General features: G+C 73.3%; 17 protein-coding genes. 6 read left to right on the plus strand and 11 right to left on the minus strand.

The genetic code is table 11. The features are described 5' to 3' along the window. Nucleotides 1-69: 69 nt before the first annotated feature. Entirely contained in the window at nucleotides 70-801 is a 732-nt protein-coding gene (locus GCU60_RS09845) for a DUF2071 domain-containing protein (RefSeq protein WP_163204671.1), read from the plus strand. A 74-nt stretch (nucleotides 802-875) separates the two neighbouring features. Beyond that, nucleotides 876-1,547 carry a DUF5701 family protein gene (locus GCU60_RS09850; protein ID WP_345770509.1) on the plus strand — a complete coding sequence of 224 codons (672 nt, stop codon included), beginning with the start codon at nucleotides 876-878 and terminating at the stop codon, nucleotides 1,545-1,547. Nucleotides 1,548-1,589: 42 nt separating this feature from the next. On the opposite strand, the gene GCU60_RS09855 is transcribed toward GCU60_RS09850, so the two are convergent. Both GCU60_RS09855 and GCU60_RS09860 read right to left on the minus strand, forming a co-directional pair. After that, complete coding sequence (locus GCU60_RS09855; protein WP_163204673.1) at nucleotides 1,590-2,198, minus strand: MBL fold metallo-hydrolase; 609 nt, start codon at nucleotides 2,196-2,198, stop codon at nucleotides 1,590-1,592. Next, on the minus strand, nucleotides 2,195-3,286 hold the full coding sequence (locus tag GCU60_RS09860; protein ID WP_163204675.1) for an S-(hydroxymethyl)mycothiol dehydrogenase: 1,092 nt from the start codon (nucleotides 3,284-3,286) through the stop codon (nucleotides 2,195-2,197). Before GCU60_RS09860 ends, GCU60_RS09855 begins: the two co-directional genes overlap by 4 nt. Before the next feature lie 207 nt (nucleotides 3,287-3,493). Here GCU60_RS09860 and GCU60_RS20260 point away from each other — a divergent pair, with 207 nt between their 5' ends. From GCU60_RS20260 to GCU60_RS19855, 3 genes are read left to right on the plus strand one after another with little or no spacing between them, the layout of a single operon-like run. After that, nucleotides 3,494-3,781 (plus strand): hypothetical protein, encoded by a 288-nt coding sequence (locus GCU60_RS20260; RefSeq protein WP_239520846.1) that lies wholly within the window; start codon nucleotides 3,494-3,496, stop codon nucleotides 3,779-3,781. After that, entirely contained in the window at nucleotides 3,782-4,912 is a 1,131-nt protein-coding gene (locus GCU60_RS09865; RefSeq protein ID WP_345770510.1) for an OFA family MFS transporter, read from the plus strand. Further along, nucleotides 4,909-5,058 (plus strand): MFS transporter small subunit, encoded by a 150-nt coding sequence (locus tag GCU60_RS19855; protein WP_204261775.1) that lies wholly within the window; start codon nucleotides 4,909-4,911, stop codon nucleotides 5,056-5,058. The genes GCU60_RS09865 and GCU60_RS19855 overlap by 4 nt, the downstream gene beginning before the upstream one ends. Nucleotides 5,059-5,106: 48 nt before the next feature. Here GCU60_RS19855 and GCU60_RS09870 read toward each other — a convergent pair whose 3' ends face one another. The 7 genes from GCU60_RS09870 to purB all read right to left on the minus strand — a co-directional run bounded on the left by GCU60_RS09870 (nucleotide 5,107) and on the right by purB (nucleotide 12,047). Next, a complete protein-coding gene (locus GCU60_RS09870) occupies nucleotides 5,107-5,496 on the minus strand; it encodes a sterol carrier family protein (RefSeq protein ID WP_163204677.1) in 390 nt (129 codons plus the stop codon). Nucleotides 5,497-5,505: 9 nt separating this feature from the next. Next, a complete protein-coding gene (purL, locus tag GCU60_RS09875) occupies nucleotides 5,506-7,854 on the minus strand; it encodes a phosphoribosylformylglycinamidine synthase subunit PurL (protein ID WP_345770511.1) in 2,349 nt (782 codons plus the stop codon). Continuing rightward, nucleotides 7,851-8,522 carry a phosphoribosylformylglycinamidine synthase subunit PurQ gene (gene purQ, locus GCU60_RS09880; protein WP_163204679.1) on the minus strand — a complete coding sequence of 224 codons (672 nt, stop codon included), beginning with the start codon at nucleotides 8,520-8,522 and terminating at the stop codon, nucleotides 7,851-7,853. Before purQ ends, purL begins: the two co-directional genes overlap by 4 nt. Before the next feature lie 7 nt (nucleotides 8,523-8,529). Further along, nucleotides 8,530-8,769 carry a phosphoribosylformylglycinamidine synthase subunit PurS gene (purS, locus tag GCU60_RS09885; protein ID WP_040338692.1) on the minus strand — a complete coding sequence of 80 codons (240 nt, stop codon included), beginning with the start codon at nucleotides 8,767-8,769 and terminating at the stop codon, nucleotides 8,530-8,532. A gap of 99 nt (nucleotides 8,770-8,868) precedes the next feature. Then, on the minus strand, nucleotides 8,869-9,366 hold the full coding sequence (locus tag GCU60_RS21570; RefSeq protein ID WP_163204681.1) for a DUF559 domain-containing protein: 498 nt from the start codon (nucleotides 9,364-9,366) through the stop codon (nucleotides 8,869-8,871). 501 nt (nucleotides 9,367-9,867) lie between these two features. After that, complete coding sequence (locus GCU60_RS09895; protein WP_163204683.1) at nucleotides 9,868-10,743, minus strand: phosphoribosylaminoimidazolesuccinocarboxamide synthase; 876 nt, start codon at nucleotides 10,741-10,743, stop codon at nucleotides 9,868-9,870. Then, on the minus strand, nucleotides 10,740-12,047 hold the full coding sequence (gene purB, locus GCU60_RS09900; RefSeq protein ID WP_163204685.1) for an adenylosuccinate lyase: 1,308 nt from the start codon (nucleotides 12,045-12,047) through the stop codon (nucleotides 10,740-10,742). The genes GCU60_RS09895 and purB overlap by 4 nt, the downstream gene beginning before the upstream one ends. A 63-nt stretch (nucleotides 12,048-12,110) precedes the next feature. Here purB and GCU60_RS09905 point away from each other — a divergent pair, with 63 nt between their 5' ends. Continuing rightward, nucleotides 12,111-13,556: an AI-2E family transporter gene (locus tag GCU60_RS09905; protein ID WP_345770512.1), complete on the plus strand. Its 1,446-nt coding sequence runs from the start codon at nucleotides 12,111-12,113 to the stop codon at nucleotides 13,554-13,556. A gap of 92 nt (nucleotides 13,557-13,648) precedes the next feature. On the opposite strand, the gene GCU60_RS09910 is transcribed toward GCU60_RS09905, so the two are convergent. Continuing rightward, entirely contained in the window at nucleotides 13,649-14,047 is a 399-nt protein-coding gene (locus GCU60_RS09910; RefSeq protein ID WP_163204687.1) for a DMP19 family protein, read from the minus strand. Further along, nucleotides 14,044-15,324: a phosphoribosylamine--glycine ligase gene (purD, locus tag GCU60_RS09915; protein WP_163204690.1), complete on the minus strand. Its 1,281-nt coding sequence runs from the start codon at nucleotides 15,322-15,324 to the stop codon at nucleotides 14,044-14,046. Before purD ends, GCU60_RS09910 begins: the two co-directional genes overlap by 4 nt. Nucleotides 15,325-15,442: the final 118 nt, after the last annotated feature.

The raw sequence follows: 15,442 nt of genomic DNA on the forward strand, positions 1-15,442 counted from the left end.
GGGTGGACCGCATCACTCCCCGGGTGCTGGACCGCGCCGCGCCGGGCCGCTGACCAGTACGGTCCCGCCATGCGCGTGCCCCGGATGACCGGCGAGATCGAACGCCGGCTGCTGGTGAACTACCGCGTCGACCCGGCGGCGCTGCGGCCGCTGCTGCCGGAGCGCTTCCGCCCGCAGCTGGTCGAGGGTGCGGCCGTGGCCGGCATCTGCCTCATCCGGCTCGGCGATCTGCGGCCGCGCTGGACCCCCGCGCCACTGACCGGCCTCGGCCTCACGACCGAGAACGCCGCCCACCGCATCGCCGTGGAGTGGGACGGTCCGGCGGGCGTCGAGTCCGGCGTCTACATCCCCCGGCGCGACACCGACTCCCGGCTGACGGTGCTGCTCGGTGGGCGGGCCTTTCCCGGAGTGCACTCCCGGGCCCGCTTCACCGTGGCGGAGAGCGACGACCGTCTGCGCGTGGCGTTCCGCAGCGACGACGGCCGGGCGGCGGTGGACGTGGCCGTGGCGGTCGAGCCGCGACTCGAGGGCAGCTCGCTGTTCCCCGATGTCGCGGCGGCCTCCCGGTTCTTCGAGCAGGGCACGGTCGGCTGGTCCCCCGCGCACCGCGCCGGGCAGGTCGAGGGAGTCCGGCTGGACACCACCGCGTGGCGGGTCGACCCGGGCCGGGTGCTGAGCGCCTCGTCGTCCTTCTTCGACGACACCGACGTCTTCCCGGCGGGCAGCGCGCAGCTCGACTGCGCACTCGTCATGCGCAAGGTGCCGGTCGACTGGAGCGCGCTGCCGGCCGCCGCCGCTTGATCGGAGCCGCGGGGAACCAGCGGGGTGCGGCGCGCGTCGAGGGTCCGCCCGTCGCCGTCCCCCCGAGGTCCGCCGTGCCCGCTCCCCTCGCGCCCACCGTTCCCGACCGGCTCCCCGCTCCCGTCGCCGCGCCGCTGCCGCCCGCGGCCGCCCAGGCCGAGCGGCTGATCGCCCTCGGCGTGCACGAGCTCGCCGGCCTGCAGCCGGCCGAGCTGCGCGCCGCCGCGGAGGCCCTGCCGGCCGGGGCGCTGCTGGTCGTCGATCCGCGGCTCGCCGCGCCGTCCGCGCTCGCGCCGCTGCTCGAGCTGGACGGCCGGCCGGGGTTCGTCGTCGCGGACATGACCGACGTCGACGCCTTCGGGCCCGTCGAGCCGGTGGTCGTGCCCGACGGGCCGGTCTACGCCGTCGCCGGCCTGGACCGCGGCGACCACATGCGGAACTGGAGCCCGGACGAGGCGCTGCCGGCGCTCATCGCCGCGGGCCGGACGCCGCTGACGCTCGCCGAGGGGATCCACTGGCTGCTGCAGCGCCCCGACGTGCTGACCCGCAACGCCTGCTTCATGACCCTCGGCTCGCGCCTGGTCAAGCCCGGCGGGCGACTGGATTCCCGCACCCCGGCCCTCTGGATCAGCAACGGCACCGGACGCGACGGCCGGGAGCGGCGTGGCGCACCGAAGGTGGGCTGGTGCTGGGCGGGCAACCGGCACACCTGGCTGGGCTTCGCCTCGGCGGCGACCCGTACCTGACGTCCCCGAGGGCCGAAGTGGCGATTTCGGCCCTCAGGGGCGTCAGCCGACGGTGCGCAGCTCCGCGGCGATCGTGGTGTCGTCGCCGTGCCCGGTCCGCACCACGGTGTCGCCGTGCAGGCTGAACAGCTGGGAGCGGATCGAGTTCAGGATCGTCGGGTGGTCGCTGAACGAGCGGCCCGTCGCCCCCGGCCCCCCGCAGAACAGGGTGTCCCCGGTGAAGACGGTGTTCAGGTCGGCCGCGTGCAGGCACGTGCTGCCCGGCGAGTGACCCGGCGTGTGCAGGGCGACGATCCGGGTGCCCGCGACGGTGAACCGGGTGCCCGGCTGCAGGTCGCGATCGGGCTCGGAGTCGGCATGCGTCATGTCCCAGAGCATCCGGTCGGCGCTGTTGAACCAGATCGGCGCGCCGGTGGCCTCGCGGAGCGCGGGCGCGGCGGTGATGTGGTCGTTGTGCCCGTGGGTGAGCACGATCGCGACCACCTTTCGGCCGCCGATCGCCTCGACGATGGGGGCGGCGTCGTGCGGTGCGTCGATCACCAGCACCTCGTCGTCGTCCCCGACCAGCCAGACGTTGTTCTCGACGTCGAAGTCCTGCCCGTCCAGGGAGAATACGCCGGGGATCACGACCTTGTCGATGCGGGCGCTCACTTGTCGAACACCACCACGGAGCGCAGGACCTCGCCCTTGTGCATCTTGTCGAAGGCGGCCTCGACGTCGTCCAGCCCGATCGTCTCGCTGACGAAGGCGTCGAGGTCGAAACGGCCCTGCAGGTAGAGGTCGACCAGCATCGGGAAGTCGCGGCTGGGCAGGCAGTCGCCGTACCAGGAGGACTTGACGGCCCCACCGCGGCCGAAGATCTCGATCGCCGGCAGCGTGATCTCCATGCCCGGGGTCGGGACGCCGACCATCACGACGCGGCCGGCCAGGTCGCGGGCGTAGAAGGCCTGCTCGAACACCTTCGGGTGGCCGACGGCGTCGATGGCGACGTCGACGCCGAACCCGCCGGTCAGCGCCTTGATGGCCTCGACCGGGTCGGTCTCGGCGGAGTTGACGGTGTGGGTGGCGCCGAAGCCCTTGGCCCACTCCAGCTTCTGGTCGGAGATGTCGACGGCGATGATCGTCGTCGCCCCGGCGAGCTTCGCGCCGGCGATCGCTGCGTCACCGACGCCGCCGCAGCCGAAGACGGCCACGGTCTCGCCCCGCTGCACGGCACCGGTGTTGATGGCCGCGCCCACGCCGGCCATGACGCCGCAGCCCAGCAGGCCCGCCGACGCCGGCGGAGCGGCCGGGCCCACCTTCGTGCACTGACCCGAGTGGACCAGCGTCTTCTCGGCGAAGGCGCCGATGCCCAGGGCCGGGGAGAGCTCGGTGCCGTCGGCCAGCGTCATCTTCTGCGCGGCGTTGTGGGTGTTGAAGCAGTACTGCAGCTGCCCCTTGCGGCAGGCGCGGCACTCGCCGCACACCGCACGCCAGTTCAGGACGACGTAGTCGCCGACGGCGACGTTGGTGACGCCCTCGCCGACCGCCGCCACCAGCCCGGCCGCCTCGTGACCGAGGAGGAACGGGAAGTCGTCGTTGATGCCGCCCTCGCGGTAGTGCAGGTCGGTGTGGCAGACCCCGCAGGCCTGGATGTCGACGACCGCCTCACCGGGGCCCGGGTCGGGCACCAGGATGGTCTCGACGCTGACCGGCTGACCCTTGCCGCGGGCGACCACGCCACGCACCTCGTATGCCATGCCGCGAGCCTAGGCGGGTGCCGTTTCGACGGCTCAGCCGCTACAGTTCCGTTACTTCCCGTCACTTGCCGACCACGAAGCGAGTTTCGCGCGCTCCTTAGCGCATCAACGCCGTACCGTGCCACTCGATCGCGACCCACATCACAGGGCGCGTCCCGGTTGTGGCCGTCCGGCCCCTCCGGTTCCCGTCCCCGGAGGTAGTTCCCCGTGGCAGTACCCAGCTTCCTGGCTCGCGAGCGCATCGTCGCCCGGCCAGGCTTCAACCGCTGGCTGATCCCGCCGGCGGCCCTGGCCGTGCACCTCTGCATCGGCCAGGCCTACGCGACCAGCGTCTACAAGGTGGCCCTCGTCGAGCACTTCGGCACCGGGCTCACCCAGATCGGGATCATCTTCTCGATCGCCATCGTCATGCTCGGCCTGTCGGCCGCCGTCTTCGGCACCTGGGTGGACCGCAACGGCCCGCGCGCCGCGATGTTCACCTCTGCCGTCTTCTGAGTGTCGGGCTTCCTCGTCGGCTCGCTCGGCATCTACACCGAGCAGCTGTGGCTGCTCTACTTCGGCTACGGCTTCCTCGGCGGCATCGGCCTGGGCATCGGCTACATCTCGCCGGTCTCCACGCTGATCAAGTGGTTCCCCGACCGTCCGGGCCTGGCCACCGGCATGGCGATCATGGGCTTCGGCGGTGGCGCGCTCATCGCCTCCCCGCTGTCCCGCCAGCTGATGAACTGGTACGACCCGGGCTACGACCCGGCCGTCGTCGGCACCGTGCCCAGCGGTAACGCCGTCGCGGGCCTGTTCCTCACCCTCGGGCTGATCTACCTGGTCTTCATGATGTTCGGCGCCTTCATCATCCGGGTGCCTGCCGCCGACTGGCGTCCCGACGGGTTCGACCCGGCCTCGGTCAAGAGCAAGTCGCTGGTCACGACGGAGAACGTCTCGGCCAACAACGCGATCAAGACGCCGCAGTTCTGGCTGCTGTGGACCGTGCTGTTCTGCAACGTGACCGCCGGCATCGGCATCCTCGAGCAGGCCGCGCCGATGATCCAGGACTTCTTCCGCAACGGTGAGACCTCCACGGTCCTGGCCGCCACGGCCGCCGGCTTCGTCGGTCTGCTCTCGCTGTTCAACATGGCCGGCCGCTTCGTGTGGTCCTCCACGTCGGACTTCATCGGCCGCAAGCCGATCTACATGGTCTACCTCGGCGTCGGCCTGGTCCTGTACGTCCTGCTGGCCACCATCGGCAGCACCGCCATCTGGATCTTCGTCCTCCTGGCCGCGGTCATCATCTCGTTCTACGGCGGTGGCTTCGCGACCGTCCCGGCCTACCTGCGCGACCTCTTCGGCACCTACCAGGTGGGCGCCATCCACGGCCGGCTGCTGACCGCGTGGGCGGCCGCCGGTGTGGTCGGTCCGCTGATCATCAACGGTGTCCTCGACTCGCGCGGCACCCCGGGCCAGCTCGTCGCCGGTGACTACCGGCCCGCGCTGTTCATCATGGTCGGCCTGCTGGCCGTCGGCTTCATCGCCAACCTGCTGATCAAGCCGGTGGCGGAGAAGTACTGGGAGCCCAAGACCACCGACGTCCCCACCGCAGCCGCCGCCCCCGAACGGAGCACCGTCCGATGAGCACCCCCGCATCCACGAGCACCGACCAGCAGCCGAGCCACACCCCCACGGGCCTCATCGCCTTCGCGTGGGCCCTGGTCGGCATCCCGCTGGCCTACGGGCTCTACAACACCGTGAAGGCGGCCAGCGCCCTGTTCGGCGCCTGATCACCCTCTCCACCCACTGAGCCCCGTCCGCTGTCCAGCGGGCGGGGCTCAGTGCTGTCTCAGGGGACGCAGCGGCAGGATCGCCGACAGGTCCGCCCGGTTCCCGCTGGCGCTGACCTTCCCCGCGGCCACCGCTTCGGCCCAGGTCAGCGCACCGGTGACCAGGCGCAGCCAGGTCGCCGCGTCGGTCTCCACCACGTTGGGCGGCGTGCCGCGGGTGTGCCGCGGGCCCTCGATGCACTGGACGGCGACGTGCGGGGGCACCCGCACCTCCACCGAGCGCCCCGGCACCTGCTGGGCCAGCCAGCGGGCGCTGGTCTTCACCGCCGTGCCGACCACCGACCGGGCCGGCTGCTCCGCCTCCCCGGCCAGCCAGTCGCGCACCGGCTCGATCGCGGCCCGGAGGTCCTCGGCGGGGATCGGCGCCTGGCCTGCCATCCCGCCCGCCTAGCTGGTCGGGACGGTGCCCGCCGGGACGGTGCCCACGGCCACCTCGGGAGACCCGAACAGCGCCGGCAGGGTCGCGCTCCAGGCGGCGCGCAGCTCGGCGAGCGGGAGGTCGAGCACGCCGTCGAGGCTCAGCGCCTCCCCACCGGTCGTGCCGAGTTCCGTCACGGACACCCCGGCCCACTGGGCCGTCGTCTTCACGCCGCCCGGGTCGGAGGTGGTGACGACGACGCGCGCGGTGGACTCGCTGAACAGCGCGGTGAACGGGTCACCGTCCAGGCGCAGCCGCGCACCGACGCCGTACCGCAGCGCCGACTCGGTGAGCGCCTGCGCCAGACCGCCGTCGGCGAGGTCGTGCGCGGAGCTGACCAGGCCCTGACCGGCCAGCGCGGCCAGCAGGTCGCCGAGCGCGCGCTCGGCGGGCAGGTCGACCGCCGGCGGACGGCCGCCGAGGTGGCCGTGCACGACGCTCGCCCACGCGGAGCCGCCGAACTCGGGGCGGGTCTCGCCCAGCAGGAGCACCGTCTCGCCCGCGGTCCGCCAGCCGGTCGGGACGCGCTTCCGGACGTCGTCGTGCACGCCCAGGACGCCGATGACCGGGGTCGGGTTGATGGCGACGTCGCCGGTCTCGTTGTAGAGGCTCACGTTGCCACCCGTGACCGGCAGCCCCAGGTCACGGCAGCCGTCGGCCAGACCGCGCACGGCCTCGGCGAACTGCCACATGACCTCGGGGTTCTCGGGCGAGCCGAAGTTCAGGCAGTTGGTGACGGCGAGCGGCTTGGCGCCGGAGACCGCGACGTTGCGGTAGGCCTCGGCGAGGTTGAGCTGGGCGCCGGTGTAGGGGTCCAGGCGCGCGTAGCGGCCGTTGCCGTCGAGGGAGAGGGCGATGCCGCGGTTCGACGTCTCGTCGATCCGGACGACGCCGGCGTCCTCGGGTTGGGCCAGGACGGTGTTGCCGCGGACGTAGCGGTCGTACTGCTCGGTGACCCAGGTCTTGTCCGCGCCGTCGGGGCTGCTGACGACGGCCAGCCAGTGCGCCTGGAGCTCGGCGGCGGTCGTGGGCTTGGCCAGGCGGGCCGGGTCGTCGGCCTGCAGGGCGTCGAGGTCGGCGGGGCGGGCCATGGGGCGCTCGTAGACCGGGCCCTCGTGGGCGACGGTCCGCGGCGGGACGTCGACGATGCGCTCGCCGTGCCAGTCGACGGTGAGCCGGTCGCCGTCGGTGACCTCACCGATGACGGCGGCGCGCACGTCCCACTTCCGGCAGACGGCGAGGAACTGCTCGACCTTGTCCGGCTCGACGATCGCGCACATGCGCTCCTGCGACTCGCTCATCAGGATCTCGGCGGGCGTCAGGGTGGAGTCGCGCAGCGGGACGGTGTCCAGGTCGACGTGCATGCCGCCGGTGCCGGCGCTGGCCAGCTCGCTGGTGGCGCAGGAGAGGCCGGCGCCGCCGAGGTCCTGGATGCCGGTGACGAGGTCGGCGGCGAAGATCTCCAGGCACGCCTCGATGAGCAGCTTCTCGGTGAACGGGTCGCCCACCTGCACGGCCGGGCGCTTCGCCGGGCCCTCGGCGTCGAAGGTCTCGCTGGCCAGCACGCTGACGCCACCGATGCCGTCGCCGCCGGTGCGGGCGCCGAACAGGATGACCTTGTTGCCCACGCCCTCGGCCTTGGCCAGGCGGACGTCCTCGTGCTTCATGACGCCGACGCACAGGGCGTTGACCAGCGGGTTTCCGGCGTAGCAGTCGTCGAACAGCAGCTCGCCGCCGATGTTGGGCAGGCCCAGGCAGTTGCCGTAGCCGCCGACGCCGGCGACGACGCCGGGCAGCACGCGGGCGGTGTCGGGGGCGTCGGCCCGGCCGAAGCGAAGGCTGTCCATGACCGCGATCGGGCGCGCGCCCATGGTGAGGATGTCGCGCACGATCCCGCCGACGCCGGTGGCCGCGCCCTGGTAGGGCTCCACGTAGCTGGGGTGGTTGTGGCTCTCGACCTTGAAGGTGACCGCGTAGCCCTCGCCGACGTCGACGACGCCGGCGTTCTCGCCGATGCCGACCAGCAGCGCCTCGCTGGGCGGCAGGTCACCGAACTGGCGCAGGTGCACCTTGGAGCTCTTGTAGGAGCAGTGCTCGCTCCACATCACGGAGTACATGGCCAGCTCGGCGGTGGTGGGTCGGCGGCCGAGGATCTCCTTGATGCGGGCGTACTCGTCGCCCTTGAGGCCGAGCTCCGCGTAGGGCTGCTCGTCGTCGGGGGTGCTCGCCGCCAGGTCGACGGTGTCCAGCCGGTTCGCGAGCCGGCCCGGACCGGTGTCGAGGTCGGAGAGTCCTGCGGTGGCGCTGTCCTGGCTCACGCTGCGACGACCGCCTTCAGGACGGAGGTGAAGAAGCCGAGACCGTCGGTGCTCGGCCCGGTGAGGTCCTCGATCGCGTGCTCGGGGTGCGGCATGAGGCCCACGACGCGGCCGTTCTCGCTGGCGACGCCGGCGATGTCGCGGGAGCTCCCGTTGGGGTTGCCGTCCGCGTAGCGGAACACGACCCGGCCCTCGCCCTCCAGGCGGTCCAGGTCGGCGTCCGAGCCCACGTAGCGGCCCTCGCCGTTCTTGACCGGGATGAGGATCCGCTGGCCCTCGGTGAAGTCGACCGTCCAGGTGGTGTCGGCGCGCTCGACGACGAGCACCTGGTCGCGGTTGCGGAAGTGCAGGTGGCTGTTGCGGGTCAGCGCGCCGGGCAGCAGGCCCGCCTCGCAGAGCACCTGGAAGCCGTTGCAGATCCCCAGCACCGGCAGGCCCTGCTTCGCCGCGGCGACGACGTCCTGCATCAGCGGAGAGCGGGCGGCGATGGCGCCGGCCCGCAGGTAGTCGCCGTAGGAGAAGCCACCGGGGAGGACGACGGCGTCGACGTCCTTGAGGTCGTGGTCGCCGTGCCAGAGGACGACGGGCTCGCCACCGGCGAGACGCACCGCGCGTGCGGCGTCGACGTCGTCCAGGGAGCCCGGGAAGGTGATGACACCGATGCGCACGATTGCTTCAGTCCTTGGGGAGGTGGAGCTCGACGTCCTCGATCACCGGGTTGGCGAGCAGTGTCTCGGCGATCTGCTTCAGCTCGGCCTCGTCGGGTGTCCCGTCGACCTCGAGCACGAAGTGCTTGCCCTGGCGGACGCTCCGCACGGAGTCGTGGCCGAGCCGGCCGAGGGCACCGAGCACCGCCTGACCCTGGGGGTCGGAGATCTCCGGCTTCAGGACGACGTCGACGACCACTCGGGACACGCCGACGAGCGTACCGGGGGCCCGCTCCCCCCCCATCTCCCGGGCGAGATCTGCACACTCATCCCGCTGCGGCCGCTGTGAGGGGCCGGTTCGCAGATCTCACCGGGCGAGCGCGCGCCGGATCTGGGCCACCACAACGTCCGGCCTGCCCAGCACGTCGGCCGAGCTGAAGCGGAGCACGGTCCATCCCGACGCCACCAGTGCGTTCTGCCGGCGCAGGTCCCGGACGAACACCGCGCGGTCGCGATGGACGTCGCCGTCGAACTCGACCAGCACGCGCCGGTCCGGCCACGCCATGTCCGCACGGAACAGCCCGGCCGGGGTCCTGATCTCGTGCTGGAGCACCGGCGCCGGGGCCCCGGCGGTGTGGAGCAGCCAGCGCAGCACCGACTCCATCGGGGATTCCGCCCGCGGGTCGGCGACCGGGAGGACGCTCCGCGCCCGCGCCGAGCCACGCCCCGACGGCCGGCGCGCCAGCTGCCCCTCCAGGTCCGCGACCGTGCACCAGGCGGCGAGCACCTGGTCGGTGACCGCCAGCAGAGCAGCCGGCTCGAGCGTCATGGCGAGGTCGCGCCAGGTGCGCTCCGGCGTCGTCACCGGGAAACCGAACCGCTCGCCCACGTCAGTCGGTACGAGGGGGCTTCGGTGGATGCATCGGTCCGCCCGCCCGCGCACCGCCGATCCGGTCGCCACCGTCACATGCACCCGCACGTCGTCTCGCTGAAGTGGGATGTCCAGGCTCCAGAGGGCCGCCGCGGTGGCGTGGCTGACCACCGCGCCAGGGGGCGCGGTCAGCTGAACCGCCGAGATGCGCGCCGACAGGTCGGACAGGAGGGCGCGGGGCAGGTAGGTGTCACGCGACAAGCGGACGACGTCCGGATGGCGGAGCCTCTTGCGGCTGATCCCGGCAGCGCCGGCCATCGCGCGGGTAGCCGGACCGGTCAGCCGTGAGGGGGACGCTCGTCGAGGCACGGACGCAGCCTCGCCGGAACGGGCCCCCTCCTGCCGCGTCGTCCACAGGCAGCGGCCGAGTTCTGCGTTGACGCCCCGAATAGCGGCCGGATGGGGGTCAGTGTGCAGATCTCGCCGGAGTCTCGGTCAGGCGAAGCGGCGGCCGGTGAGCTGCTCGTAGGCGGTCACGTAGCGCTCGCGGGTGGCGACGACGACGTCGTCGGGCAGCTCCGGCGGCTCGGAGACGCGGTCCCAGCCCGACGACGTCAGCCAGTCGCGCACGAACTGCTTGTCGTACGACGGCTGGACCGAACCCGGGGACCACGACGACGCCGGCCAGAACCGCGACGAGTCCGGGGTGAGCACCTCGTCGCCGAGCACCAGCCCGCCGGCGGCGTCGACACCGAACTCGAACTTGGTGTCGGCCAGCACGATGTCGGCGTCGCGGGCGATCTCCGCGCCGCGCCGGTACAGCGCCAGCGTCAGCTCCCGCAGCTCCTCGGCCCGCTCGGCGCCGACCAGCGAGACCACCCGCGGGAAGTCGATCGGCTCGTCGTGCTCGCCGATCTCGGCCTTGGTCGACGGCGTGAACACCGGCTCGGGCAGCTGCGAGCCCTCGACCAGCCCGGCGGGCAGCACGACGTCGCGGATCGAGCCGCTGCGCTCGTACTCCTTCGTGCCGCCCCCGGAGAGGTAGCCGCGGGCCACGCACTCCACCGGCAGCATCTCCAGGCGCCGGACGAGCATCGCCCGGCCCTCGACCCCGGCCGGGACGTCCGTGGCCGACACCAGGTGGTGCGTCGCGCCGAAGGAGTCCAGCACCGGCGTCAGCTGCTCGAACCACCACACCGACAGCTGCGTGAGCACCCGCCCCTTGTCCGGGATCGGCGTCGGCAGCACCCAGTCGTAGGCCGAGATCCGGTCCGAGGCCACCAGCAGCAGCTGGTCGGCACCGGCGTCGTAGATCTCCCGCACCTTGCCGCGGGCGATCAGCGGGAGGTCCACCACCGGGCCGGAGCTCATGACAGTGCGGCCAGCCGGTCGAACAGCGGCCCGAGGTTGGTCACGTACTGCTCGGGCCGGCAGATCTCGTCCAGCCGGGCCTCGTCCAGCGTCACGTCGGACGCCGACGCCCGTGTCCGCAGCGTCTCGCGGAAGGGCACGCCGCTGTTCCACGTCTCCATGGCCGCCGACTGGACCAGCGCGTAGGCGTCCTCGCGGGACAGCCCGCCCTCGACCAGCTCCAGGAGCACCGACGAGGTGTAGATCAGGCCGCCGGTGGACTCGAGGTTGGCCCGCATCCGGTCGGCGTCGACGACGAGGTTCTCGACCAGCCCCGCCGTCAGGTTCAGCAGGTAGTCGGTGGTGATCGCCGCGTCGGGCAGGAACACCCGCTCGGTCGAGGAGTGCGAGATGTCGCGCTCGTGCCAGAGCGGGATGCCCTCCATCACCGGCACGATCGCCGCCCGCACCACGCGGGCCAGGCCGGCGATGCGCTCGGAGCGGATCGGGTTCTTCTTGTGCGGCATCGCGCTCGAGCCCTTCTGGCCCGACCCGAACGCCTCCGACAGCTCGCGCACCTCGGTGCGCTGGCCGTGCCGGACCTCCAGCGCGATCGCCTCGCAGACCGTGGCGATGATCGCCAGCGCCGAGACCCACTCGCTGATCCCGTCGCGCAGCACCACCTGGGTGGAGGCGTCCGCGGGCCGCAGCCCGAGCGCCTCGGCCACCGTGGTCTCCACCGCCGGGTCGATCAGCGAGTAGGTGCCGACGGCGCCGGAGATGGCCACGACGCCGACGGCGTCCCGCGCGGCCCGCAGCCGGTCGCGGGACCGGGCGGCGGCGAAGGCGAGGTCGGCGACGCGATGGCCCCAGACGACCGGCTCGGCGTGCACGCCGTGCGTCCGGCCGACCCGGATCGTCTCCCGGTGCGCCAGGCCGTGGTCGCGCAGCGCGGCCACCAGCCGGTCGGCCTTGGCCAGCAGCACGTCGGTGGCGTCGGTCAGCTGCACGGCCAGCGCGGTGTCCAGCAGGTCCGACGACGTCATCCCGTGGTGCACGTAGGCGGCGGCCGAACGCGGCTCGGTGTTGTCGGCCCAGGCGGTGAGGAAGGCGATGACGTCGTGCTGCGTCGTCTCCTCGATCTCCGCGACCCGCTCCGGCGTGGGCGGCGGGGCGTTGCGGACCGGATCGACGACGTCGGCCGGGACGCGCCCCGCAGCCGCGTGCGCCTCCAGCACCAGCGTCTCGACGCGGCACCACAGCTCGTACTTGTGCTGGTCGCTCCAGACCCGGCCCATGTCGGGGAGCGTGTAGCGCTCGATCATGCGGGTACCGCCTGCCACTGCTCAGCTCGTCGCGCCACGGGGACATCCTCCCGTAGGGCTAGCGTGATCACGAACCACCCCTACTTCTCGCGGAGGTACGCGATGCGGCGCCGGGCCAGCGCCCTCCTCGGTCGGGCCCGCGAGCGCATCCGCGTCGCCCGCGAGCACGACCCGCACGCCTGGCCCGACCGGTCACCGGACCACGTCGTCCGGGTCGACCACGACGAGCCGGACGACGGGCTCGACGAGGACCGCGCCGGCGACGAGCAACCACCGCTCGGCAGTCCCGAGCCGGGCGCGCCGGACCTCGACGGCGCCCTCGGGCCCGGCGGGGTGAGCGGCCCGCCCGAGGGCGGCCGGCCGCAGCGCCGGCGCGAACGCCCGCTGCCGCCCGGCCGGTCCCCCACCCGCATCGAGGACGGCGTCCCGACCGCACTGCGGACCGCGGCGGCGTGGTCCTGGCGGCTGCTGGTCGTCATCGCCGGTCTGTACGCGCTGCTGACCGGGATGACCTACGTCGCCCTCGTCGTGGTGCCGATCATCGTGGCGCTGCTCCTGGCCGCGCTGCTGCAGCCCGGCGCCGCGGCGATGGTGCGCCAGGGCTGGCCCCGGTCCTTCTCCGCGCTGACGATGCTCGTCGTCGGGCTGGGCGTGGTCTCCGGGATCATCACGCTGGTCGTCCAGCAGGTCAGCACCGGCTTCGGCGACCTCGCCGAGCAGGTCAGCGAGGGCCTCGGGCAGGTGCGCACCTTCGTCGTCCGCACCTTCCCGATCACCGGGGGCCAGCTCGACGACGCCGTCGCCCAGGCGCAGGAGACGCTGGTCGCCAACCAGGAGACGATCGCCTCCGGCGCCATCACCACCGCGGCCACCGTCGGCGAGGTGTTCACCGGGATCGTCCTGGCGCTGTTCACGCTCTTCTTCTTCCTCAAGGACGGCCGGTCGATCTGGCTGTGGGTCGTGGGCCTGTTCCCCGCCGACTCCCGCGCCTACGTCGACGAGGCCGCACGCCGGGCCTGGCGCACGCTGATCAGCTACGTGCGGGCGACGGTGGCCGTCGCGATGGTCGACGCCATCGGCATCGGCATCGGGCTGGCGGTCCTCGGCGTGCCGCTGGTCATCCCGCTGTCGGCGCTGGTGTTCCTGGGCGCCTTCATCCCGATCATCGGGTCCTTCCTCGCCGGCACGGTCGCCGTGCTGGTGGCGCTGGTCGCGGTCGGCCCGATCAAGGCGCTGATCGCCCTGGCGGTCGTCATCGCCGTCATGCAGCTGGAGGGGCACGTCCTGCAGCCGCTGCTGCTGGGCCGCGCCGTGCACGTGCACCCGCTGGCCGTGGTGCTGGCGATCGCGGCCGGGCTGCTCATCGGCGGGATCTTCGGCGCGCTGATCGCCGTCCCGACGGTCGCCTGCGTGAACGTCGCCGGCACCTACCTCAGCCGGCGGCACGAGGGCCCTCGCCCGCCCGAGCCCCGGCCGGGACGGGCCGACCCGGTGGTCAGCGCCGGCTGACGCCCGGCGGCACCACGACATCCGGTTGGCGCTCCCAGGGCGATGGCGGAATCACCCGGGGAGCACTCCGTCCCTGTGCGGAGGCAGGTCGGTCAGCGCTCGACGGGCGCGTAGGCCTCCGGATGGGAGGCGAGGTCGGCCCGGAATGCCCGCTCGATCGTGGCGTCCCACTCCGGCAGCGCCTCGTCGTAGCGCCGGTTGGCCTCCTCTTCGAGGTCGTCGTCCGCGCCCGGGTCGTCCGCGGCCCGAGCGTCCTTCGACCGTGCGATGTCCTCGACCGCGGTCGCGGCGGCGTCCAGGCCGAGCAGCCGGAAGCCGGCGACCGCCCGTTCGCGCTGGTCGGGCTCCAGCCCTTCGACGGCGTGCAGCAGTCCGCCGTTCATCGCCATGCCGTGGCACAGCAGCACCGCGGCGAGTGCCGCGTCCCCGGGGTGGGTGAACGGCGCGAAGGGGTCGCAGGCCCGGTTCCAGATCTCGTCCGGATCGGTCACGGCGCGATCCTGCCCTCGACGGCGGCCAGGGCGATGTCGGTGCGCCAGTGCGCGTCGGCCAGTCGCACGCCGGCGACGCGCTCGTAGGCGGCCTGCCGGGCGGCGGCGAGGTCCGCGCCCACCGCGGTCACGGCCAGCACCCGGCCGCCGGCGGAGACCACGGTGCCGTCGGCGGCGAGCGCCGTGCCGGCGTGCAGGACGCCCTCGCCGTTCGCGCCGGTGATCGGGTCGCCCGTCCGGGGCGCCTGCGGGTAGCCCGGCGCGGCGACCACGACGGTCACCGCGGCGCCGTCGTGCCAGCGCAGCGGTGGCTGGTCGGCGAGGGTGCCGGTGGCCGCGGCGTGCAGCAGCCCGCCCAGCGGCGTCGCCAGCAGCGGCAGGACCACCTGGGTCTCCGGGTCGCCGAACCGCGCGTTGAACTCCACGACGCGCACCCCGCGGGAGGTGAGTGCCAGACCGGCGTACAGCAGCCCGCTGAACGTCTCGCCCCGGCGGGCCATCTCGTCCACGGTGGGCTGCAGGACGGTCGCCAGCACCTCCTCGACCAACCCGGGCGGCGCCCAGGGCAGTGGCGCGTAGGCGCCCATCCCCCCGGTGTTGGGTCCGGCGTCGCCGTCGTCGCGCCGCTTGTGGTCCTGGGCGGGCACCAGCGGCAGCACCGTCGTCCCGTCGGTGACGGCGAACAGCGAGACCTCGGGCCCGTCGAGGTACTCCTCGACCAGGACCGAGCCGCCGGCGTCCAGCACCGACCGGCCGTGGGCGACGGCGGCTTCCCGGTCGGGGGTGACGACGACGCCCTTCCCCGCCGCCAGGCCGTCGTCCTTCACCACGAACGGCGCACCGCCGGTGAGGGCGGCGACCTCGTCCAGCGCCGTCTCCAGCTCCGGCAGGCCTCCGACGGCCCACGAGCGGGCGGTGGGGACACCGGCCGCGGTCATGACGTGCTTGGCGAAGGACTTGCTGCCCTCGAGCTGGGCGGCCTGCGCGGAGGGGCCGAAGCAGGCGATGCCCGCCTCGCGGACGGCGTCGGCGACCCCGGCCACGAGCGGCACCTCCGGCCCGACGACGACCAGGTCGGCCCGCCACTCCCGCGCCAGACCGGCGACGGCATCGGGATCGGTGACGGCGAGCGTCGCACCCCCCGCGGGCGGGGCGGCGATCGCCTGCGTACCCGCGTTCCCGGGGGCGCAGGCGAGCGCGCTCACCGCAGGGTCGGACTGCAGAGCCACGCACAGGGCGTGCTCCCGGGCACCGGAGCCGATCACCAGCACGCGCACGAGCGGCGACCCTACCGACCCTTCCGGGTGAGCCGCGACGCCGCGGCCCGGGACCCCTCTCCGGAGCTTCGAACCTCAGAAACCCCAGACACACCACGTGATCTGGGTCACAAACACT

The organism is Blastococcus saxobsidens (assembly GCF_010682065.1).
Lineage (GTDB): Bacteria > Actinomycetota > Actinomycetes > Mycobacteriales > Geodermatophilaceae > Blastococcus > Blastococcus saxobsidens_B.

Coding starts and splice junctions, on each gene's coding strand:
- GCU60_RS09845 (WP_163204671.1), top strand. CDS start 70: ATGCGCGTGCCCCGGATGACCGGCGAGATCGAACGCCGGCTGCTGGTG.
- GCU60_RS09860 (WP_163204675.1), bottom strand. CDS start 3,286: ATGGCATACGAGGTGCGTGGCGTGGTCGCCCGCGGCAAGGGTCAGCCG.
- GCU60_RS19855 (WP_204261775.1), top strand. CDS start 4,909: ATGAGCACCCCCGCATCCACGAGCACCGACCAGCAGCCGAGCCACACC.
- GCU60_RS09870 (WP_163204677.1), bottom strand. CDS start 5,496: ATGGCAGGCCAGGCGCCGATCCCCGCCGAGGACCTCCGGGCCGCGATC.
- GCU60_RS09895 (WP_163204683.1), bottom strand. CDS start 10,743: ATGAGCTCCGGCCCGGTGGTGGACCTCCCGCTGATCGCCCGCGGCAAG.
- purB (WP_163204685.1), bottom strand. CDS start 12,047: ATGATCGAGCGCTACACGCTCCCCGACATGGGCCGGGTCTGGAGCGAC.